20 protein-coding genes are annotated in these 20,718 nt (G+C 59.1%); 5 read left to right on the plus strand and 15 right to left on the minus strand.

The genetic code is table 11. From position 1 onward, the window contains the following. Positions 1-6: 6 nt before the first annotated feature. From frhD to MEFOE_RS00890, 3 genes are all read right to left on the minus strand, one after another. Positions 7-528 carry a coenzyme F420-reducing hydrogenase, FrhD protein gene (gene frhD, locus MEFOE_RS00880; RefSeq protein WP_067046955.1) on the minus strand — a complete coding sequence of 174 codons (522 nt, stop codon included), beginning with the start codon at positions 526-528 and terminating at the stop codon, positions 7-9. A gap of 2 nt (positions 529-530) precedes the next feature. Next, positions 531-1,898 carry a coenzyme F420 hydrogenase subunit alpha gene (gene frhA / locus MEFOE_RS00885; RefSeq protein WP_067046957.1) on the minus strand — a complete coding sequence of 456 codons (1,368 nt, stop codon included), beginning with the start codon at positions 1,896-1,898 and terminating at the stop codon, positions 531-533. An 844-nt stretch (positions 1,899-2,742) separates the two neighbouring features. Further along, positions 2,743-3,030: a plasmid mobilization protein gene (locus MEFOE_RS00890; RefSeq protein WP_067046959.1), complete on the minus strand. Its 288-nt coding sequence runs from the start codon at positions 3,028-3,030 to the stop codon at positions 2,743-2,745. A 284-nt stretch (positions 3,031-3,314) separates the two neighbouring features. On the opposite strand from MEFOE_RS00890, the gene MEFOE_RS00895 reads away from it, so the two are divergent. Continuing rightward, on the plus strand, positions 3,315-3,707 hold the full coding sequence (locus MEFOE_RS00895; protein WP_067046962.1) for a response regulator: 393 nt from the start codon (positions 3,315-3,317) through the stop codon (positions 3,705-3,707). A 633-nt stretch (positions 3,708-4,340) separates the two neighbouring features. Here MEFOE_RS00895 and mptA read toward each other — a convergent pair. Then, on the minus strand, positions 4,341-5,276 hold the full coding sequence (gene mptA / locus MEFOE_RS00900; protein ID WP_067046964.1) for a GTP cyclohydrolase MptA: 936 nt from the start codon (positions 5,274-5,276) through the stop codon (positions 4,341-4,343). Between the two features lie 138 nt (positions 5,277-5,414). Here mptA and ilvC point away from each other — a divergent pair, with 138 nt between their 5' ends. Continuing rightward, a complete protein-coding gene (gene ilvC, locus MEFOE_RS00905) occupies positions 5,415-6,407 on the plus strand; it encodes a ketol-acid reductoisomerase (RefSeq protein WP_067046967.1) in 993 nt (330 codons plus the stop codon). Positions 6,408-6,447: 40 nt separating this feature from the next. Here the strand turns inward: ilvC and MEFOE_RS00910 are convergent, their stop codons facing one another. The 3 genes from MEFOE_RS00910 to MEFOE_RS13560 all read right to left on the minus strand — a co-directional run bounded on the left by MEFOE_RS00910 (position 6,448) and on the right by MEFOE_RS13560 (position 9,394). Continuing rightward, on the minus strand, positions 6,448-7,008 hold the full coding sequence (locus MEFOE_RS00910; protein ID WP_067046970.1) for a hypothetical protein: 561 nt from the start codon (positions 7,006-7,008) through the stop codon (positions 6,448-6,450). A 906-nt stretch (positions 7,009-7,914) separates the two neighbouring features. Beyond that, entirely contained in the window at positions 7,915-8,370 is a 456-nt protein-coding gene (locus MEFOE_RS00915; RefSeq protein ID WP_067046973.1) for a hypothetical protein, read from the minus strand. Position 8,371: 1 nt separating this feature from the next. Continuing rightward, a complete protein-coding gene (locus tag MEFOE_RS13560) occupies positions 8,372-9,394 on the minus strand; it encodes a hypothetical protein (protein WP_153015818.1) in 1,023 nt (340 codons plus the stop codon). A 458-nt stretch (positions 9,395-9,852) separates the two neighbouring features. On the opposite strand from MEFOE_RS13560, the gene MEFOE_RS00920 reads away from it, so the two are divergent. After that, the gene (locus MEFOE_RS00920) at positions 9,853-10,335 is read left to right on the plus strand and encodes a flavodoxin family protein (RefSeq protein ID WP_067046976.1); all 483 of its coding nucleotides are present in this window, start codon (positions 9,853-9,855) and stop codon (positions 10,333-10,335) included. On the opposite strand, the gene purL is transcribed toward MEFOE_RS00920, so the two are convergent. Beyond that, positions 10,313-12,385 (minus strand): phosphoribosylformylglycinamidine synthase subunit PurL, encoded by a 2,073-nt coding sequence (gene purL, locus MEFOE_RS00925; RefSeq protein WP_067046979.1) that lies wholly within the window; start codon positions 12,383-12,385, stop codon positions 10,313-10,315. The genes MEFOE_RS00920 and purL overlap by 23 nt on opposite strands. An 84-nt stretch (positions 12,386-12,469) precedes the next feature. On the opposite strand from purL, the gene MEFOE_RS00930 reads away from it, so the two are divergent. Beyond that, positions 12,470-13,081 (plus strand): translation initiation factor IF-2 subunit beta, encoded by a 612-nt coding sequence (locus tag MEFOE_RS00930; RefSeq protein WP_067046982.1) that lies wholly within the window; start codon positions 12,470-12,472, stop codon positions 13,079-13,081. On the opposite strand, the gene MEFOE_RS00935 is transcribed toward MEFOE_RS00930, so the two are convergent. Together MEFOE_RS00935 and MEFOE_RS00940 are read right to left on the minus strand one after the other, a co-directional pair. Further along, on the minus strand, positions 13,082-13,699 hold the full coding sequence (locus MEFOE_RS00935) for a class I SAM-dependent methyltransferase (RefSeq protein ID WP_067046985.1): 618 nt from the start codon (positions 13,697-13,699) through the stop codon (positions 13,082-13,084). Positions 13,700-13,701: 2 nt separating this feature from the next. After that, positions 13,702-13,980 (minus strand): DNA-directed RNA polymerase subunit L, encoded by a 279-nt coding sequence (locus MEFOE_RS00940; RefSeq protein WP_067046988.1) that lies wholly within the window; start codon positions 13,978-13,980, stop codon positions 13,702-13,704. Positions 13,981-14,091: 111 nt separating this feature from the next. On the opposite strand from MEFOE_RS00940, the gene MEFOE_RS00945 reads away from it, so the two are divergent. Next, a complete protein-coding gene (locus MEFOE_RS00945) occupies positions 14,092-15,372 on the plus strand; it encodes an APC family permease (RefSeq protein WP_067046991.1) in 1,281 nt (426 codons plus the stop codon). A gap of 962 nt (positions 15,373-16,334) precedes the next feature. On the opposite strand, the gene MEFOE_RS00950 is transcribed toward MEFOE_RS00945, so the two are convergent. From MEFOE_RS00950 to MEFOE_RS13565, 5 genes are all read right to left on the minus strand, one after another. Further along, a complete protein-coding gene (locus MEFOE_RS00950; protein WP_067046994.1) occupies positions 16,335-17,054 on the minus strand; it encodes an MBL fold metallo-hydrolase in 720 nt (239 codons plus the stop codon). A gap of 1 nt (position 17,055) precedes the next feature. Then, positions 17,056-18,345, minus strand: a complete 1,290-nt coding sequence (locus MEFOE_RS00955; protein WP_067046996.1) for an ATP-binding protein — start codon at positions 18,343-18,345, stop codon at positions 17,056-17,058. A 44-nt stretch (positions 18,346-18,389) separates the two neighbouring features. After that, entirely contained in the window at positions 18,390-19,265 is an 876-nt protein-coding gene (map, locus tag MEFOE_RS00960; RefSeq protein ID WP_067047000.1) for a type II methionyl aminopeptidase, read from the minus strand. Then, positions 19,262-20,392 (minus strand): M24 family metallopeptidase, encoded by a 1,131-nt coding sequence (locus tag MEFOE_RS00965; protein WP_067047003.1) that lies wholly within the window; start codon positions 20,390-20,392, stop codon positions 19,262-19,264. The genes map and MEFOE_RS00965 overlap by 4 nt, the downstream gene beginning before the upstream one ends. Positions 20,393-20,532: 140 nt before the next feature. Then, on the minus strand, positions 20,533-20,715 hold the full coding sequence (locus MEFOE_RS13565; RefSeq protein WP_153015819.1) for a hypothetical protein: 183 nt from the start codon (positions 20,713-20,715) through the stop codon (positions 20,533-20,535). Between the last annotated feature and the right edge of the window lie 3 nt (positions 20,716-20,718).

A 20,718-nucleotide genomic window follows, 5' to 3' on the forward strand; every position in this document is an offset into this window, starting at 1 on the left:
GCCGTCTCAGGTCTGGGTGGCTCCTTCCTTCCAAAGATGATCCCTTTTAGCTTCGCTAGTAGCCCCATAATCCACCCCAATCCTGGCAAGTACGTGACGTACTACCTTGGGTATGGCCTTCTGAACCTCTTCGGTGAGCCCGATTTCCATCTCGGGCGATGTTACCCGTTTCGGCTGGACACCGAGGATCGTGATCTCGACTCTGTCCTTCAGCCTCTGGAGCGGCTCGGTCAGGTCCCACGAATGGGCGTCCCGATAGCTCCCTGGCGGCAGGTCTTCAAGGGACAACTCCGCAAGCGTGCCCGGTTCCGCACCAAAATCCGCTATATCGACGACGATGATCTTTTTCGTGACCTCGGGGTCGATCAGCGTAAAAATAAAGTGCGGGGCTCCGAGCCCTGCGTCGATGGCCTTGACATTGTCGGGAAGTTGCATGCGGTTCAGTTCCTCGATCACCTCGGGCCCGAGGCCGTCGTCGGCGAAGAGGGGGTTACCACATCCCACAATCACGATTTCCGGGAATAACATGATCACTCGAGGAGTTTCTGGGCCACTATCTTCTTGTTCTCATCCACGACCAGCATGTGGGTTGCGCAGGATACGCACGGGTCATAGGCCCGAACGATGACTTCTGCGAGTTCCCACGGTGCGCCAGCGAGGGCGCGGCTGCAGGTCGGGAAGTTCCAGGTGGTCGGGACAAGCATGGAGAACCAGCGGACCTTGCCGTCCTTGACCTTTGTCAGGTGGACGTCGCAGCCACGCGGGGCCTCGTTGGCAGCCCAGCCAAGGCTTCCGTCGCCCTGCGGGATCTCGTCGGCAAGAACCTTGCCGGAGGTGTTGAGGGCGTCGGCGGCTTCCATGATGCCGTACAGGCACTCCTCGTACTCCATCTGCCTAGCGATCTGCAGGCCCATGGCTCCCTTCAGGTCGTAGTTCTTGAACTGGACGAGACGGGCACGCGGACCGACTTCGACAGGCTGACCGTCGTACAGGGGCACGCCCGTGCAGGCCTGCATCTGCGGCCAGGCCTTTTCGCCTGCCGGGGTGGTGCCTCCTACGGGATAGTCCTTGTCTTCGAGGGTGATCTCTTCCTCGCCCATATACCAGTCCCAGGGCCGGACTTCGGTCCAGCGCTCGGGGAACCAGGTCGGGTTGTCGTCAAGGCTGCTGCTGCCGTAGACCGGGGCCGCGGCCATGTAGCCCTGGTTGTGGTAGCCGAGGTCCTTCGGGATCGGGACCTGGCGGCCGGCAACCTCTGCCCAGTCGCGCTTCTGGAAGTTCCTGAAGACCGCGATCATGAACTCGGACTGCTCGTGGGCGAGCATCCGGCCTTCCTTCGCAAGGTCGTAGACCTTCTGCTTCGCCCTCGGGGAGATGTTCTTGTACATACCGCCGACACGCGGGTTCGACGGGTGGATGGCCTCTCCGCCGACGATCTCGCCGATGGTCTGGCCGATCTCACGGAGCCTCTGGATCCGGAGGGCGACAGACCGCACCGGCTCCTCGGGGGAGAACGGGTTGATCTTCGTGTCCGTACCCGGCAGGTACATGTCGGGCAGGGAGAGGATGTTGTGCAGTGCATGGCTGTGCAGCCTGTTTGCGCACTGGAGGATGTACCGCAGAAGCATCGCGTCCTCAGGGATGTAACACCCGACGGATGCTTCCATGGCCTCAGTCGCTGCAAGCGTGTGGGCGATCGGACAGATACCGCACACACGGGAGGCAATCTTGGGCACCTGCTCCATCGTCTTGCCGACGGCGAGCTTCTCGACACCCCTCACCGGGGTGATGGAAAGCCAGTCACCACGCTCGACGATACCCTCGTCATTTACCTTCAGGACGAGTTTGGAGTGGCCCTCGTGCCTCGTGGTTGGGGAAATCTCTACAACTTTCGACAAATATATCGCCTCATTTTAGTTGAGTTGTTCAAACAGCGATACCGTGTTTCGAACCTGTGCAATAGGTGTGACACGTACCACAGAAGTACGTCAGAAGCAATTACTTCGCCGTTTTAGTTATATCTTTCGATTCGGTACCGATCAATCAGGGAGGATTAACTCAGGGATACGAAAATCCAGAAAAATATGAGGGCCAATCGGACCGGGGCAAATAACCTCAAGGATACAGTAGAGATAGACAGATCTCTACCCACATCACCCCTCCGGCAACTGGTTTTTTTAGAAAACCTCGCGCGAAAGTATTTCACGGAGGATCAAGGGAGAAATCACATTCTTGTCCCTCTGATTTGGGGGTTTTCACCCCAGACCTCATGAAATAAAGGGGGATGGTACTCTCCTGCTCCGGGATTCCCACCTTCACTCTTCCCGGAACCAATCGCGCGTGGGTGTCAGGTAACGCATGACAATTCTGACTGAAACGAACCACCCGGAACCAATCGCGCGTGGGTGTCAGGGGGTGAAACTCCCGGCGAATACTATAAAAAAAGCGGAGGATTCGCCCACAGTCTCTGAGATCAAAGATGAGAGATCGATCCGATCATGAAGATATGCTATGAAAAACACTCGATCCGGAATGTACACGGTCCCCTTTGAAATCCAGATTACGTCCTCGGCCCGGTGTTCTTCATTCCGGTATGCTTGAGTCCCCCTGGACTCATGCCCGTATCTAAAGAACCAGGGAGTGGTGTGTCGGGGTGTGGCATCTTCGAATACCTCTGCCGACTGATACCTCTCTGAAATTAAGGGAGTTCAGTTGCAATCCGACATGCCCACCTGAAATAGTTCACTCTATCATCTCTTTCAGGGTCTCCTTAATCAATACCTTTTGCCGAATCTTGTACTCTTCAGACTCCAGATACTCGGACAATGCTATTTTGCAAATTCTCAAAATGTCATCGGGTTTCATTATTTCATCAGAGAGAGGAGACAAAGATAGATTTTTCAAAATTATATTGCGGGCGTGTTGCGCAATGGAAATCCCCTTTCCCTCTGCCTGAATTTTAAGGACAGCATAATCCTCGGGAGTTAACCGAATATTCACCATTTCAGTCTTTTTACCCTGTTTAGTCACAAGATATCATTGCTCCCTTTACAAAACAATATATCTATATTTCTGAAACCATAGATATCGGGGGCATCTTTATTGGTAACGAAAGATATCCTTGGTATCATGTACATGTATCGAGGATGGCAACAGACGAACCATCGGATCGGAGAATATAGGGCGCAAATACACCAACCTTCACACCACATAGAGAATTCTTCCCGTAAATCTCCCACCACCCCCCCGCAGGAGGGGCCGTTTCTCATACTCCATCACTGCAGTTCCGGGATAGCCCCAGGAACGGGACAACCATGATCTCAGTCCTGCTCGTAGACGACGACCCCATGATCCTCGACATCATCCGCCTGTATCTGGAAAGAGGGGGCGAATTTTCGGTGACGACATGTGAAGGGGCAATAGAAGCCCTCGATATCCTGGATAACAGGTTCTTCGACGCCATTATATCTGATTACGAGATGCCCGATATGGATGGCATCAAATTTTTAAAAATCGTCAGAGAACGCGGCGAAACGTCCCCCTTCATTATCTTCACTGGCCACGGACGGGAGGAGATTGTCATCGAAGCCCACACCGGCGGGGCGAACTTCTACCTCCAGAAAGGCGGCGACCCGAAGAAACAGTTCGCCACACTGAAAAATATGGTCGTGCGGGCAGTCCAGAACAACGGCACAAGGCAGCGCTGAGGGTTTTTCACTCGCATGGAAAGGTTGTCTCCGACCGGTCATTCTGCCTTCGTCACCTATATCCCGGAGAAAATGGGCGAACCGCCTGAGACGCACGTAATACTGCTGAAATGATCCGACGTCGCCACCGAAGACGTCCCAAAAGAAGAAAATTCGGGCTCTGTAGAAACCCTCACCTTTTCCGTGTATGAACGTGACCCAACCGCCTTCCTCCATCTTCGCACCGGGGGACTTTTGCCCCCGGACCCCCGCGCGAGGATTAGGCCTCAAAAGGGCAAACGGGCATCTTGAAGAGGGGACTGCCCTCCACCCCCTATCCTTATGGCGGGGGGCCGGGGGGTGCAGCCCCCCGGACGAGACACTCCAGAATAGGATTTCTACAGAGCCAAAATTCGGCTCTGTTGAATCTGGCATGAACTGTGGGCCCAAGCAGACCCATGAAAATTGTCCTGGGGCGATCTGCTGTTAAATGTGCCTTCCTGCACACTCTCGCCGGGGGACTGGCGACACCGATAGGTAGGAGGGGAAGGCAGTGGATCCGCGTCTGCTCTCATCGAAGGGAGAGAGACATCAACAAGAACATGAGGATTTCAACAAAGCCGAAAATTCAAAAAAGGGGGGGGTTTGGGGGGTTTAGTCTCCGTTCAGCTCTGCGATCAACTCGGCAAGCGTCGCCTTCCGCTCCGCGTAGGCGTCGTGCTGGTGGATGCTCTCCTCATTCGTCTGGCGGATGAGGATCATCGAGTCGCCGGGGAGGTCGCTGAAACGGGAGACGACATGCCGTGCCATCTCCCTGACGCAGTCCTCGACAAAGCGGGGGTTGCGGTGGGCCTGCATCACGACATAGTTCTCGTCGCCACGCTTGAGAAGTTCAAAGATCGAAGCGCTCATCGAGTCCTTCAGGACCTTGATGATCGTCTCCAGGGAGACATGCTGGTCGTCGTCGGTTTCGATGCAGAGGAAGCCGCGGCCGCGCTGGTTATGGGTGGCCATCGGCACCTCCTCAAAGAAGGCAGTGATCTTCTCCTGCTCGATACCCAGGTCCTGCATCACATGGACCGCATGGTCCTTCATGATGTCCTGGGCACAGGGGCAGGCAGTCATTCCGGTGACTTCAGCGCCGATGCTCTTCCTGATGATGGGGTGGTGACCGTTCCGCCTTGCGACCGCACGGGCGTGAACTTTCACGACCTCGTGACAACTCGTCTTCGAGACCGGAGTCTCACGGCGGACCATGAACTCGCTGCGCATCAGGACCTCGGTCCTTTCGGCATATTCATGGTGGTCGAGGAGTTTCCGTGCAACAACGCTGCAGAGTTCCTCGATCTCAGAAACCTTCCCATCAATGGCCTCCTGGAGCACTTCGTCTATAACCTCGAAGTTCCTGGAGAGGTTGGCCCCCTTCAGGCTGCCGGGGAGGTCGACAAAAACGTCGAAGTTCGAAATGAAGATCACAGGGCGCTTGCCTGGGCGGGAGACTTCAACCAGTTTTTTAACGTTTTTTACGCCGACCCTCGTCAGATTGATGCGGACATCTGGAGTGGTCGACTGTACGTCTGGCAGTTCCATTCTCGTAAACCTCAATTGGAAACTGATCTACGAAGCATGGCGCAAGAGGAAAGATATCGACGAGCGCCAGGATGTAGTGGTGAAAGGTACCCCCTATAGTTATTTATGAACTTCGTTATCACTAAGAAACGATAGAGTATGGTCGAGAAATATTTTGATGCCGATGCCGATATGGGCGTGCTGGCAGGGAAAAAGATTGCCGTCATCGGGTACGGCTCTCAGGGGCGCGGACAGGCGCTCAACCTCAAAGACTCCGGACTCAATGTTGTCATTGGGGTCAGGCCGGGGAAAAGCTGGGAAATGGCGATCAAAGATGGTCTGGAGGTTTTTCAGGTCGCCGACGCAGCGCGTGAGGCAGACGTCATTCAGATCCTCCTCCCTGATGAGGACCAGGCGGCAGTCTACCGGAGCGCAGTCAGGCAGGGCCTCACCGCGGGCAAGACCTTGATGTTCTCCCACGGGTTCAACATCCACTACGGCCAGATCGTCCCGCCGCCAGATGTCAACGTCGTGATGGTAGCGCCGAAGGGTCCCGGCCATATGGTGAGGCGGACGTACGAGGAGGGGAAGGGTGTCCCGGCGCTCATCGCCGTCGAGCAGGACGCAACAGGCGAGGCGAAGGCGATCGCCCTGGCGTACGCGAAAGGTATCGGCGCGACGCGGGCCGCGGTCTTTGAGACGACATTCAGGGAGGAGACCGAGACCGACCTCTTCGGCGAGCAGGCGGTCCTCTGCGGCGGGTGCACGTCCCTGATCAAGGCCGGGTTCGAGACTCTGGTCGCCAACGGGTATGCCCCGGAGATGGCCTACCTCGAAGTGCTCCACGAGCTGAAACTGATCGTCGACCTTATCTACGAGGGCGGGTTCTCAGGGATGCGGGGCTCGATCTCGAACACCGCAAAGTACGGAGACCTGACGCGGGGGCCGCGGGTCGTCGGCCCGGAGACCTATGAGGCGATGCAGGAGATCCTGGACGAGATCCAGGACGGCCGTTTCGCAAAGGAGTGGATCCTGGAGAACATGACAGGCAGGCCCGTCTTCACCGCCCTCACCCGTGCCGACGAGGAGCACGAGATCGAGTGTGTCGGCAGGGAAATCAGGGCGTTGATGCCACAGTTCCAGAAAAAATAACTCCTTTTTTTGACCGGCGGAGGGCACGTGAAATGAGTCGTCACCGCTTTTTCCCCTCTGCAAGGACGGGGGCGATGAGGTCTCTGAGCGTCCCGCGATCACGTGATGTCTCCCAGACCCCCGGTCCGTCCGGTGCCAGTGTGCGGATTATGTTCTGTTCTTCGCCACTGTCCACGAAGAACACCGCTTCGCTGATGGTGATCTGCCGCGGAGAACCATCGACGATATACCTCGTCTCGAATGTCGTGGGCTGAGAGAAGCGGAGGGCGACATAGGTGCTGTTTCGTTTCATCGCTGCCAGTTCTTCCTGAGAGAACCCAGTCTTGAGCTGCGCATTGATGCACCTGATCAACTCCTGGCATTCCGCATCGATGGCAGGATAGCGTTCGTCCTCGGGGTAGAGCAGGACGCTCCGACCCCCCGCTGGGTGGATGTCGAGATAGGCCGTGTCATTCCGCGGGGTCGGCTGCACCGTCGGGAGGACGGTCATGTTCTCCTGACCTTCCGGCGTTGCGGCGGGGAGAAAAACGGCGAGCAGGAGCACGACGACAAGCACGGCCGCAATACCGGCGGCAATGACATAGAGATATGCTTTTTTCATCAGATCGCCTCAAAAAAGGAGAAAGGTTGGATGATTACTTGACCTCCGGGATCTCTCCTTCGAACTCAGGATTACCACGCTCAGCAGCAATAGTGCCGCAGGTATGGAAATAACCCACATTTTCCTTTGTTCATTCATTCCATCTACCTCCGCTTTATCCCGGAGGCGCGGGCCATACCTTCAAGTAACAGAAGGGAGTACAGTGTCATACCTCCGGGCACGTGCGGGGCCCCGTCAGAGTCTTGACAACGTGGCGGGGCCCTGCCGGGAGATTCTTTTGATCTCCACAACACGAAATATCCGTGCCGTATTATATATCATTTCTGGCACGATCATCTAACAGTCGCGGGACATTCACCCGCTGGCGCCGACGCATCGAACCTTAAAAATACGATCTCCTGCATCGGCGTTTCTCCTGCCACTCCGCCGGGGAAAAACATCCCATTATGTGTACCGCTCTCGATCGAATCTCCGTCCTGCACCGCGACGGCCCTCTGGAAAAGACCGCTCCACCATGATCATGACCGCGGCGGTGCCGCCGTACAGACACAAAAAAATCGGCTCTGTAGAAACCCTCATACTTGGATCAATGGATCCTCTGACCATGAAGAGGTAGCGGATCCATTGCCTTCCTCACGATCTAGTCGGGGGACTACGCCCCTGAACACTCGAAAACCTTCGGTTTTCTCGAACTCGCTAACGCTCGTTCCCCCCACCATTGCGATAGGGAGCGGATGGCCGCCTTCTTCAATATACAGAGTTTATCCTTCCCCTGTCCTATCCTATTTTCGGGGGCCAGGAATTTTCCCTGTCGCTTCCACCTGATGGGATGATGATCGACGAGATGAATCTCCCGTCGTCGTCTCTTCGGTGATCGAAGTTCTCCTGATGTGCCCTGCGTTCCTATCAGTGCGTATCCAGGGGTGTGGGGAGGGGCACCGTGGGGGGCACCGTGGGTGTTTCGCCTCCCGGCGGCGTCGATATCGGCTGCGTTACCGAAGGCATGATGACCGGCGTCCGGATGTAGTTCTTTGTGATTGAGACCACGGTCTCCTTCTCCAGGTCCACGAACACCCAGAGTTGTGCGTCTTTTGTTTTTATTGCGACGGTCGGCACTGTTTCCGATCGTTCCACCCCTCTGAAGGCGTGTGTTACGGTGTTATAGTCCACGTCCGCGATCTCGTAGTCTCCATGGAGGTAGTCCTGCACGGTGGCGTTCGCAAGGGCGATCCTGACGGCCTCCGCCTTCTCGTCCTCCGTGAGGCCGGAGGGGGCCACAGGCCCGTCTCCATTCTCTACGCACCCGGCTACGAGTACAAAAAAGAGGATGAGTGCTCCTGTGGCGATCAGGCGTCCTGTCATATCAGATCCAGGTATAGTATTTCCATGCATTTCCCACTATGCTATGGGATTCCCGTATTGGACAGGGGGTGGGAGAACAGCCCCAATCTGTGGGAACATCCGAGTTCCACCTCACCCCCCCACTATTCCCCTGATAAAGGAAACCATCTCGAAAGACTGCAGTTCCTGAATCATCTGTCCACACAGGAACACTCTCATCTGACCAGATCTCATTGGCGTGATTAACATCATTTTCTCTGAATGCCAGATGTCCGCTCCGCACCCAATTATCATCTATCCAGATGTGGTACAGATAACCTCCACTCTCATATGTATCAGTTACGTAGATAGCATAATTCCTGTAGGTTGAAGAATCGGTTTCCCCGTGGAACTGCCATTCGCCCTCGTCATTATCGTATGTAAAGCATTGTTTCATGTTGTCTGGAACGGATCGTGCAACGCCCACTTCTGTCCAGCATTCAGTCGAGGGATTCGGCTTCTTTCCAACATGTGTGGTAATCACATGTTGGTAAGTCCCATCTGGTTCTACGAGCATTTCGCTCGGCTTCATATACACGTTGATTCCTCTGTACGCGTTGTTATTGGTGACAGACATCATCTGGAGTGCCTGTTCAAGTGCTCTTGTGCTGCTTTCCGCACTGAATGGTGAGTAATCGGGACCTCGAATTTTCTGAATAATTTTCAACTCTTCTGTTGACGGGGGAGTTCCTTTCCAGCATGCTCCGGTATCTGGATACCACCCATACCCTTGTTTTGCCAGTTCTCTTGTAATGTCATCGTTAGCGTAATTTTTAGACTTTAATTCGTTGATGAGTGTCTTTGCAGGACTTTCAAATTCATTGAGTTTTGCTGCTTCTTCTTTTGTGGGCAAGCGCTCCCGAATAACTCCCGGATCGAGAGATTCATACTGGTCGGTCGCTTCCGGCATCGCAGTTATTGCATTCACCGCCGATATTCCTGCTATGCTCACCAGCAGAAAAGCGAGGAGCAAGGAGAATGCCTGCATTACAATTCTTTTTTTCATGTTTTCTACCTCCAGTGTTCCCCGGAGGCACGGGCCATACCTTCAAGTATCAGAAAGGAATACAGTGTCATGCCTCCGGGCAGTGCGGGGTCCTGTCAGAGTCTTGACAACGTGGCGGGACCCTGCCGGGAGATCCTTTCGATCTCCACAACACGAAATATCCATATTGTATTATATATCATTTCTGGCACAATCGTCTAACAGTCGCAGGATTTTCACCTCCCCGAACGGATGCATCGAACCTGAAAAATACGATCTCCCGCATCGGCATTTCTCCTGCCTTCCTCCAAGGAAGAACACCCTATTCTGGCATCCTGCGCTCAATCAGATCTCCGTCCCGCACCGCGACGGCTCTCCTGAATAGACCGCTCCACCATGGCCGGGGCAGTACAGACACAAAAAAATCCTCCTCTTTCCTGTACCACAACGCAGATATCCCATCCCCCCATCAGTCCTCCATGAAGGTCTGTATCGTCTACTATTCTGCCACCGGGAACACGAAGAGGATCGCAGAGGCGGCCGCAGAGGCGACAGGCGCCGACCTCGTCGAGGTGAAGGACCTCGCGGCGTACTCGAAGGTGATGATGTACATCAAAGGGGCACCGAAGGCGAGGCGGGGAGAGAAGGCCGAGATCGAACCGGCCAGGATCGACGTCGCAGCCTACGATCTGATCGCCGTCGGGACGCCGGTCTGGGCGTTCAGGGTGGCGCCGGCCGCAAACGCCATTGTCGCCGCACTTGAAAACTGCGAGGGAAAAAAGGCTGTTGCCTTTGCAACGAGCGGGGGCGTGCCTGGCGAGATTCTTTCGATCCTTGCCCGACAGATCGAAGAGCGGGGGATGATGGTCGCCGGCACCTTCCACATCACCGATAAGGAGATCACAAAAGGGGAGGGGATGGACGGGCTTGCCCGCCTGATCAGTACTGCATCTGGCGCGTGATCGAGGAGAGAGAAAATTCGATCTCCTCGGGGGTGAGGGCGAAACTCTTCGCCCCTGCGGAGAACCTGAGGCCTTCGCCGCCGACGGTGCCGATGATATCGTACGGCAGGCCGGCAAGGGCGGCGGCGTCCCTGAAAGTGACGAGGAAGCGGCCGTAGGTCTCGGAGAAGAGGGCGGTCAGGGGATCGCCTGCAAGTTTCACCTCTGCGTCGGGGCAGAGCTTCGCAAGGGCCGCAAGGAGGCCGCCCTTCGAGAGGTCGGTGACGCCGGTGATAGCGTCGGCCGCCACACGGGCGCGGACCTCCGGGACGAGCGCGGGGTCTGCCATCTCCGGGGCCTCACCGCCGCAGCCGGTCATCGCGTCGAGGATGGAGCCGCCGAAGTGCGCACCGGTCTCCCCGACAAGAGCGATCCTGTCGCCTGCCGAGGGCCGCATCCACTGGCGGACAGGACCCCTGCCGACCATCCCGATGGACGGGGTCGGCTTGATCTCGGTCCCGTACTCGTCTGACTCATTGTACAGGGAGACGTTCCCGCCGACGACCGGAACATCCATTGCGCGGGCCATGTCGCCGAGGCCGAGCACCGCCTGCTCCATCTCCCAGAAGACCTCGGGGTGGAGGGGGCTTGCAAAGTTGAGGCAGTTGACGATACAGAGGGGTTCGGCGCCGACGCATGCAAGGTTCGCCGCGTTCTCGTAGACGGCGTTTGCCGCACCGGCGTATGGGGAGAGGGCGATCTGGCGGGGGTTGCAGCCGCAGGAAAGAGCGAGGGCGGCGTCTTCCAGACGGATCACGGCGGCGTCATGGGAGAGGGAGACCGAGCGCACCTGCACGTCGTGGTCGTACTGCCCGGATATCCAGGCCTTCGAGGCGATGTCAGGGTGGGCGAGCACCGCAAGGGCGAGGTCCTTCAGGTCGCCGGCAGGGGCGGCGTACGGGGTGCCCGCAGCCTTCGGCGCCTTCGGGAGGGCACAGCCCGGCGTCCCGCCGACGAGGAGGTCGACCGGGAGGTCGCAGACGACCTGTCCTTCGAACTCGACGATGTACCTGGACTCCGCGATCACCTCGCCGATCTCGCTCCAGGAGAGGTCGTACTTCTCGGCGATCGCACCCATCAGAGCGACGTCCTCAGGGGCGACCTCGACGAGCATCCTCTCCTGTGACTCGGCGAGCATGATCTCGACCGGGTTCATCCCGGTCTCCCGCAGGTGGACGCGGTCGGCATGGAGGCGGGCGCCAAAGGAACTCGCCATCTCGGACGAGGCGCCAGCAAGACCGGCAGCACCGAGGTCGCGGCAGGAAAGGACTTTCCCGGTCTCCGCCATCTCGCAGGTCGCCTCGATGAGAAGTTTCTCGGTGAAGGGGTCGCCGACCTGGACGCTCGGCCTGTCCTCGGCCTCCGCACCTTCGGAGAGGTCGCGGGAGGCGAAAGAGGCGCCACCAAGGCCGTCACGCCCGGTTGATGAGCCAAAGAGGACAAGCCGATTGCCCGGCGCCTTCACCCTGGCGGTGGTGAACCGCTCGGGCGGGACGACGCCGACGCAGACGACGTTCACGAGAGGGTTGCCCTGGTACGACGGGTCGAAGACGGTCTCTCCCCGCACCACGGGCACGCCGATGCAGTTCCCGTAGTCGCCGATGCCGGCGACGATGTGCTCGAAGAGGTACCGCGTCTTCTCCTCGGAGAGGGCGCCGAAGTACAGGGGGTCCATCAGGGCGATGGGCCGTGCGCCCATGGATATGATGTCACGCACGATCCCGCCGACGCCGGTGGCGGCGCCGTCGTACGGGTCCACATAGCTCGGGTGGTTGTGGCTCTCCATCCCGACGGCAAGGGCGCAGGTGTCGGAGAAGCGGACGATGGCGGCGTCGTCACCCGGCCCGAGGATGACATTTTTTCCCTCTGTCGGGAGGGTCTTTAACAGCCCCTTGGTGGAGCGGTACGAGCAGTGCTCGCTCCAGAGGTTCTCGAAACAGGCAGCCTCCACATCGGTGAGGCCCCTGCCCAGTTTTCCGGTGATAAACGCGAGGTCATCGGCAGACAGCATGTACTCACAGGTGGGTTTCGGGGCCTATATATCCATCTCAGGGGTGCTATCCCTTTTAACCGATCCCGGCAATAGTATAACACCATGGCAGATCCCTATGAAGAGTTGCTGAAGAAAGCCTACGCCAATATCACCGAAATCGGCCCGAGTGCCGAGCGGTTTCATATTCCCGAGGCGAAGGTCTACATGGAGGGCAAGACCACCGTCATCGAGAACTTCGGGGACATCGCCGGATATATCAGGCGAGAGCCCGACCACCTGATGAAATATCTCGTCGGCGAGCTTGGTACGGCAGGAAAGATCGAGGGCGGCCGCGCGGTCTTCAACGGGAAATTCGAGGAGTCGGTGATCTCCTCGGCGATCAAGAACTATGTCGAGGACTACGTGATCTGCTCCGAGTGCGGGCGGCCTGACACGAGACTTGTCAAGGACGACCGTATCCTCATCCTGAGGTGCGACGCCTGCGGCGGTCACCGACCGGTGAGGAAGCGCAAGGCACGGACAGAGGAACCGGGCAGCCGTCTTGAGGAGGGCGCGATCGTGGACGTCAGGATCGAGTCTATCTCCAGGCGCGGCGACGGCGTGGCACGGATCGGGAAATACATCATGTATGTCTCGAACGCCCGCCCGGGCCAGACCGTCAAGGTCAAGATCACCAGAATATCGGGATCGATCATCTTCACCGAGCGGGCCTGATCAGGGTTTCCTGATCTCGACCCAGAACCCGGCCTCATCCTTTTTTATCCGGGCTGAATGAAGCCCGGCACGGGAAAGGTCGGAAAGAAGGGAGGCAGGGGTGGCACGGCCGCTCCTCCTGACGACGTCCCTGTCCCAGTCAGGATTTATCTCCCGCATTTTTCGGAATATCTCCTCCTGCAGGGCCCGTGTCCCGAAACTCCCGCCCAGATAGGCGGTGCCACCCGGCGCAAGGGTACGGTGCACCTCCGCAAAGGCCCGGACGCGGTCTTCCCAGAAAAAGATGGAACCCCGGGAAACGAAGAGGTCGACGGTGCCGTCCCTGAAGGGAAGGACGTGGACGTTGCCGAGAAGGGGGAAGACCCGGCCTTCAAGGCCGGCATCCCTGATATGCTCCCCGGCAAAGCCGAGCATCTCGGCGGAAAAGTCGAAGGCCAGGACGTCCATCGCAGAGGCGCGGGCAAGAGCGATGGCAAGGAGGCCGGGGCCTGTACCGAGGTCTACGCAGAGCCCGTCTTTTTTTCCGGACCAGGAAAGAAGCCTCTCCGCGATCACCGGGTAGAGAGGAGAAAAGATGCGGGTTGCGATCCGGTCGAAGCCGGCCGCGTCCCTCTTCATGCTTATGCGGTCTTTTGAGCCCGGATCTGGGCGAGGAGTTCGTCGCACTGGGCGTTCGTGCGGGCGCAGGCCTCCAGGATCACGGTGATGGGATCCTTTCCCCCGCGTGTTGTGACGAGGAGTTCGGGGTCGGAGAACTGGTACTTTATTTCGTATCGTGCCACGTCGACGGAGAGGTCGGTGAGGATCTCCTCGACGAGGGCGTTCATGAAGGTGTGACCCTCTCCCTTCAGGACCATCCGCACCTTGTCCTCTTCACGCTCAAGGATCTTGACATCCATGTATGTGTAGGTGGTGGGCAGGAGAGTATATAGATATGGGTACCGGGAAAGGCGCGGGATCCGGCGGCCGATATGAGGGTTTTTATGCCGGGAGGGGGGAGATAGGGGTGCATGGAGAGAGGCGGTCGGCTGAAGAGGGCCCTTGGTCTCCCTGAGGTCACTCTCTCAGGGGTCGGGATCATCCTCGGCGCCGGGATCTATGCCCTGATGGGGGAGGCGGCCGGGCTTGCCGGGAATGCTGTCTGGGTCGCCTTCGGGATATCGGCGGTGATGGCGGCATGCACCGGGCTTGCCTATGCCGAACTCTCCTCGATGTTTCCGCGGGCGTCGGCAGAGTACGCCTATGTGGGCCGGGCCTTCGGGCAGACGGCCGCCTTCCTTGTCGGCTGGCTCATCCTTGCCTCGGGCGTCCTCTCCGCTGCGACGGTCGCATTGGGTTTCGGCGGCTATGTCTTTGGTCTTTCCGGCATACCGGCTGTCCCGGCAGCCCTGTTCCTCATCGCAGGGCTTGCGGCGATCGGGGTGTACGGGATCAGGGAGACAGCCCTCTTTGCGATTGTGATGACCCTCGTCGAGGCCGGGGGGATCGTCTTCGTGATCGTCATCGGGATCCCGTACCTCGGGTCTGTAGACTACTTCGCGATGCCGAAGGGTCTACCCGGGGTGTTCCAGGCCTCGGCCCTGGTCTTCTTCGCGTACATGGGTTTCGAGGAGATGGTGAAACTTGCCGAGGAGACGAGGGAGCCGGAGAAGACGATCCCGCGGGCCCTCGTCCTCGCCCTTGCCGCGGCTGTGGTGCTGTACATGCTCGTGACGGTGAGCGCGGTCTCAGTCCTCGGCTGGGAGGGTCTTGCGGCCACACCCGCACCTTTTGCCGCGATCGCGGATGCGGCCCTCGGCGGGAGCGCCTCCTTCCTCATCTCCCTTGTGGCCCTCTGTGCGACGGCGAACACCTCTCTCCTCCTCATCGTCGCCACGTCGCGCCTCGCCTGGGGGATGGCCGGCGACGGCGCCCTGCCGACCCTCCTTGCACAGGTGCACCCGACTTTCGGGACGCCGTGGGCGGCGGTCGCGGTCGCCGCCGCCCTCGCGGCGGCATTCACCCTCACCGGCGAGATCGCGTATGTGGCGAACGCGACGAATTTCGCTCTCTTCCTCACCTTCGCCCTGATCAACGCGACAGTGGTCGTCCTCCGCGTGAGAGATCCCGATGTCCTCCGTCCCTTCCGGGTCCCCCTCGCGGTGCGGGGGGTGCCCATTGTGCCTCTCCTCGGCATCCTCTTTTCCTTCTTTCTCCTCCTCCAGATCGAGATCGAGATCGTCCTTCTCGGCCTCGGCATCCTCCTGGTGGGGTGGGGGGTGTCAAGGGTGTACAGGGGAGGGAAAGAATAGAAGTCGAGAGAAGAGGGGATCTAGTGAGTGGGGAAAGGTGATTGGTCGATGTCTCGCGTCGGTGGAGGCCTTGAAAACCCGATGGATCTCTCCGTTCCCTTCAGTCGTTCCCGCTCAGGATGGAGGGTGATGGCAATCTCCCTCCAGGGGAGGGCGCCGACCCATTGCCTTCCCCATACAGGCCACCGGGGGCTCCTCGAAAACCTTCGGCTCATGGCACATCATAGATGTGCCTGCTCAGGAAATCTCCGATTTCCTGTGTTCTCGAACTCGCTACGCTCGTTGCCCCCGGACCCCCACCTGCGATTGGCCCGGGGAAGGGCGGATGTGATCACGAGGGGGGGAAATTGCCATCCCACCCCTAATCCTGAGCGGAGTGCGACCGAAGGGAGTCGAGAAGACGAAGTCTTCGCTGTCCGAACGAAGGGAGGTCAAGAAGGTCGAAGACCTTCACTGTGGTCCCCCGGCGCGAGCGTACGGGAAGGCACGTTGACCGGCAGACCCCACAAAACAATTTTCATGGAGTATGCTTGAGTCCCCGGGACTCACGCCTGATTCTACAAAACCTATGAGTACTTCACCCGATCCAAAAAAGAAAAATCGGCTCTGTAGAAACCCTTGCGGGAAAGTACTTCCTGAAGTGATAGGGGAAAATTCCATTCAGAAGTGCCTGCGCCGGGGGGGCTGCCGCTCAAAAAACTACGTTTTTCTCATACTCACTTCGTTCGCACCCTGCCATTACGATAGGGGCCGGGATGGCCTCCTCCTCCAAAACTCCGACCCTTTCTTCCCGGGACCAATCCTCGCGCGGGGAACGAGCGTCAGCGAGTTCGAGAAGACGGAGTCTTCGAGGTCCGGGGGCAAAAGTCCCCCGGCGAACGGGAAGGCAGAGGATCAGCACGCATTATCAACCGATATAGGAGGATTTCTACAGAGCCAAAAATCCCGAAAACCCCGTCCCCTCACAACTCGAAAGTCTCGCCGTCCATCGCAAGGTGGGGGGTGTCCCAGGGGATGAGGTGAGAGGCGTGGGTGCAACGGAAGTCCTTTGGCCTGAGTTCTTCCGCCATCTTCAGGGCGTCGGCATAGTTCATGTGCTTGGTGATGGTATACCCCGGCGGGACGATGGCGTCGAGGACCAGGAGGTCGGCACCCGCGAGAGCCTCTTTCGTCGCCGCCGGCATGCGGTCGTTTGTGTCGGAGGTGAGGGCGAGCACCGCCCCGTCATGCTCGATGCGGACGCCATAGGTCGGCATCGGCGGGTGGTCCACCGTCAGGAGGGTGACCTCCGCGCCGAAGAGGGAGAAAGGCCGGTACGGTTCGACGGCGTGCTCTTCGAGAGAGAGAAAAGAGAAGACCGAGCCCGCATAGTCGAGAGTAGGGGCGGCGGCATAGACCGGCGGCACCTTCTGCACCCGGTAGAACTCGCCGTAGCCCATGAAGTGATCATAATGGCCGTGGGTCCAGATCACGGCGTCGATGTGTGGCGAACCGGCGGCGATGAGCTGGGCCCTGAGGTCGGGGCCGGTGTCCACCAGAATGTGCTTCTCCCCGACCTCCACAAGGACGGCCGCTCTCAGGCGTTGCCTGCCGGTGTGGCTGGCCCCGGCGCAGACCGGGCACGAACACCCGATCTTCGGTGTCCCGATGGCGTCCCCGGTCCCGAGCAGCGTGACCTTCATCCTATCCCCACGAACAGTTCCGGATCAGGTTGCGGTTCTCCACCGTCAGGAGGCCGCACTCGAGATCATTCTGGGAGATCGTCCGCCGCTTATCCATCAGGGCGTTCAGCACTGCCTCCTTCAGCATCATCTTCAGGTCGGCGCCGGAAAAGCCTTCTGTCCGCGCCGCGACACCGGCAAGGTCGCAGTCGCAGTCGAGGGAGCGGGCGAAAGTCGCCAGGATCGCCGCCCGCATCGCCTGGTCAGGGAGAGAGAACTCGACAACCTCATCGAAACGCCGCCACGCCGCCTGGTCAAGGAGTTGCGGGTGGTTCGTCGCCCCGATCATGACCACGCCATTTTTGACCAGACTGATCTTGTCGATGTTTTTCAGGAGCATGTTGACGGCCCGCTTCATCGCCCCGTGGTCGTCGGAGACCCGACTCTTCGCGACAAAGTCGAACTCGTCGATGAAGAGGATGCAGGGGGAGAGACTCTTTGCAATCTCGAAAATTCTGTCGATATTCTTCGAGGTCTCGCCGAGGTACTGGGAGGTGACCATGGAGAGGCGGACTTCGAGCACCGGCATGTGGAGTTCGTGGCAGATGGCAAGGGCGAGGGAGGTCTTGCCCGTGCCGGGCGGTCCGACGAAGAGGAGTTTGCCGACCTCGGAGATGTTGTGGGCGCGGAGGAAGTCGCGGTTCTCGATCACCGTTCCTATCCTGGCGATCACCTCCTTCTGCGCGCCGGTGCAGACGATACCGTCCATCTGCTGCTCGATCTCTTCGGGGGCGCTGACGATGACGAGTTCCAGCGCTTCTTTGAAATGCTCGTCTTTATCGGTCAATTGTGCAACCCGCCGGTCAAGGGAGAGGCGGGAATCGGAGAAACGGGGGTTTTTCGCCCGCACGTCCTCGTACCTGAGGTTGAGGGAATCGAAGTTTCCTATATAGAAGGCGAGCGCCGGGTTCTTCGCCACCTGCTCCTTTCCGCCATGACCGGCGAACCATTCGGCCCCGGCCTTGAGGTCGGTGATATGATAATGGAGGTTGAGGGTGTCAAAATCGACGAAGGGATTTTTGAGAAGTTTTTTGACCGCCTCATCGGTCGTCCCGGGTGCCCTCTTGAGGAGGGCCTCTGTGATGACGAGAGGACGCTTGATCTCAGCCGCTTCCGGGGAGGGGAGGAAGAGGGACCGGCACTGGGGAGGGAGGTCTTCCATGTCCAGCTGGGGGTTCTTGTTATACACCTCAGCCGTCAGGAGATATTCCATCAGCCGGATGACATCGTCTCTGCTCTCTGCGCACGACATGGATGTAACATTTCCTATAGTGGATGTGGTCCGATAATACTATCTCACCTGGTCGTCACGACGCAGCCGTCTGCCGTGACGATGAGGGTGTGCTCTGCCTGCGAAACGAAGGAGCCCGGGACGTCGTGGAGGACGGGGTAGCCGTAGACCACGCCGCTCCGGACCAGTGCCGAAAGGGCGATCTCGATTTTGTCCTGGGGGAGCCAGCGGCGAGAAAACGGCATGCCGCGGCGGTCACGGACCTGTTCGAGGATGCGCTTTGCCGAGGGGAGGCGGGTCGGCTTTACGGCAAGCTGCTGGTAGATCTCGATCCTGGACCGATCGCAGACGCGGCCGCTGCCGGTGGTGGCGAAGGGCTCGATCGCTATGGCCATCCCTTCTTCGAGGACGGCACCGCCGACGATGCCGACATTCGGGATCGTCGGGTCGGTGTGAATGGAGTACGGAGCAAGGCCGTGGCCGGTGAGGTTTGCAACAGGCAGGAAGCCCCGACCTTCGATCTCGGCCTGGACTGCGGCGCCGATCTCACCGGTGGTGACGCCGGGACGGACCAGGGCGATCGCCCGGTCGAGGGCGGCCCGCGACGCGGCGACCAGGGCCTCGTGGCCGCCGAGGTCGACCGAGAGGGCGGTGTCGGCGATCCTGCCCTCGAGGGCGACGCCGAGGTCGAGTTTGACCAGGTCGCCCGTGGCAAAGATCCTTTCGTCGCCGGCCGAGGCGGTGTCGTGGGCGGCGTCCTCGTTCCGGGAGAGGTTGAGGGGGAACGCGATCTCGGCACCCGCGTCCAGGATCATTCCTTCTACCGTCTCGACGACGTCGAGGACGGGTGCGCCGACTTTCACCATGCCCGCCCCTTCGTTCAGTATCTTCTGTGCGATTTTTCCTGCTTCCAGGTAGAGTTCCATTTCTTCGTCAGTCATACGATCAGGTTCCTTGGATAGTTGGTGAAGCGGTCAAAGCCCTCTGTGGTGACGGCACCCATGTCCTCGATACGTATCCCGCCGATGCCCGGATAATAGAGGCCGGGCTCGACGGTGACGACATTGCCGGCTTCGAGGGGACCGCCTGAGGGGGAGAGAGAGGGGCCCTCGTGGATCTCAAGTCCGACGCCGTGGCCCAGGGAGTGGACAAAGCCCTTTGTATCGCTCTCATAGCCCCGTTCTGTGAAGAATGCGACGACGGCGTTGTGGACGGCGGCACCCCGCACGCCCGCGGCGATGAGGGAGACGCCGAGCGCCTGGGCCGCGGCGACGGTGTCGTACATCTCCGCAATCTCGGGGGAGGGTTCGCCCTTCACGACTGTTCGGGTCATGTCGGCATAGTAGCCTGTGGCGTCGTCCCGCGGGAAGAGGTCGATGACGACGGGTTCGTCCTCGATGAGGGGGCCGTCGCCCTGCCTGTGGGGCATGGCCGTTTCCTTTCCGCAGGAGACGATCGTCTCCTTCGCGGTGTAGCCCCTTTCCATCAGGAAGAGGTGCATCGCGGTCCTGACCCGCCCCGACGTGAGGGGGGCGCCGTCGAGGTGCAGGACACCGTTCTGTGCAGTCGACCGGCGGATCATCGAGATGCCGAGGTCCATCGCCTCTTCGGTCGCTCTCTGCGCCGCCCGGATGGCGGCGAGTTCCTTCGAGGTCTTGACGGCACGCATCGCGCTGACGGCCCCGGCACCGTCGATTTCGACGCCGGCGTACTCCTCCAGGAGGCGGCCAAGCCCATACGGAAAGGTGCGGGGGACGAGGACCTTCCCCCCGGCGAGGGATGCGGCGGTGCGCGCGAGCGCTTTCCAGGCATCCTTCTCCTCGTCGAGATATTTCAGGAAGCCTGCCCCGGCACGGGTAATGGGCGCGGCAGACGACTCGGTCGCCGCCCGCTCATACTCCATCTGGGGCACGACGAGGAGCCCACGCTCACCTTTCCGCTTCACGTACAGGAGGGGGTCGGAGACCTGGAAACGGGTGAGGTAGCGGAAGTCGGCGTCGTCCGAGGAGGCGTAGAGGACATAGGCCGCACAGTCCGCCGCAGCGAGAGCATTGTCAAGGCTTTCCATGCAATCATCCTGGTCCGGGCCATCGGCCCGGCAGTACTGTGTATCTATGGATGGATGATTACAAGAAATTACGCTTCTTTGCACACAAAAAAAGCATGGATGGTGAAATTTCCATACCATCTTTCGGAGAAGGGTGTGAATTATTCATTTTCTACGACATAGTCCTGGAGGACATCCTCCACACCGGCCCGGATCAATGTACGCAGACCCTCACCCCTGAACTCGGATCGCAGAGCGTCCCGGATCACCGCCTGTCCTTCAGGGCCGCGGAGATACCCTGCGATCCGATCGTCAATCGTTTCGAGGACCTTAGACCTCGTCATCTC

The sequence above is a fragment of the Methanofollis ethanolicus genome, assembly GCF_001571385.1.
In the GTDB taxonomy this organism is placed as follows: Archaea; Halobacteriota; Methanomicrobia; order Methanomicrobiales; family Methanofollaceae; genus Methanofollis; species Methanofollis ethanolicus.

Coding starts and splice junctions, on each gene's coding strand:
- MEFOE_RS00945 (WP_067046991.1), top strand. CDS start 14,092: ATGGAGAGAGGCGGTCGGCTGAAGAGGGCCCTTGGTCTCCCTGAGGTC.
- mptA (WP_067046964.1), bottom strand. CDS start 5,276: ATGGAACTGCCAGACGTACAGTCGACCACTCCAGATGTCCGCATCAAT.
- MEFOE_RS00920 (WP_067046976.1), top strand. CDS start 9,853: ATGAAGGTCTGTATCGTCTACTATTCTGCCACCGGGAACACGAAGAGG.
- MEFOE_RS00910 (WP_067046970.1), bottom strand. CDS start 7,008: ATGAAAAAAGCATATCTCTATGTCATTGCCGCCGGTATTGCGGCCGTG.
- purL (WP_067046979.1), bottom strand. CDS start 12,385: ATGCTGTCTGCCGATGACCTCGCGTTTATCACCGGAAAACTGGGCAGG.
- MEFOE_RS13560 (WP_153015818.1), bottom strand. CDS start 9,394: ATGAAAAAAAGAATTGTAATGCAGGCATTCTCCTTGCTCCTCGCTTTT.
- MEFOE_RS00915 (WP_067046973.1), bottom strand. CDS start 8,370: ATGACAGGACGCCTGATCGCCACAGGAGCACTCATCCTCTTTTTTGTA.
- MEFOE_RS00965 (WP_067047003.1), bottom strand. CDS start 20,392: ATGGAAAGCCTTGACAATGCTCTCGCTGCGGCGGACTGTGCGGCCTAT.
- frhD (WP_067046955.1), bottom strand. CDS start 528: ATGTTATTCCCGGAAATCGTGATTGTGGGATGTGGTAACCCCCTCTTC.
- map (WP_067047000.1), bottom strand. CDS start 19,265: ATGACTGACGAAGAAATGGAACTCTACCTGGAAGCAGGAAAAATCGCA.
- MEFOE_RS13565 (WP_153015819.1), bottom strand. CDS start 20,715: ATGACGAGGTCTAAGGTCCTCGAAACGATTGACGATCGGATCGCAGGG.
- MEFOE_RS00950 (WP_067046994.1), bottom strand. CDS start 17,054: ATGAAGGTCACGCTGCTCGGGACCGGGGACGCCATCGGGACACCGAAG.
- MEFOE_RS00930 (WP_067046982.1), top strand. CDS start 12,470: ATGGCAGATCCCTATGAAGAGTTGCTGAAGAAAGCCTACGCCAATATC.
- MEFOE_RS00940 (WP_067046988.1), bottom strand. CDS start 13,980: ATGGATGTCAAGATCCTTGAGCGTGAAGAGGACAAGGTGCGGATGGTC.
- ilvC (WP_067046967.1), top strand. CDS start 5,415: ATGGTCGAGAAATATTTTGATGCCGATGCCGATATGGGCGTGCTGGCA.
- MEFOE_RS00895 (WP_067046962.1), top strand. CDS start 3,315: ATGATCTCAGTCCTGCTCGTAGACGACGACCCCATGATCCTCGACATC.
- MEFOE_RS00955 (WP_067046996.1), bottom strand. CDS start 18,345: ATGTCGTGCGCAGAGAGCAGAGACGATGTCATCCGGCTGATGGAATAT.
- MEFOE_RS00935 (WP_067046985.1), bottom strand. CDS start 13,699: ATGAAGAGGGACGCGGCCGGCTTCGACCGGATCGCAACCCGCATCTTT.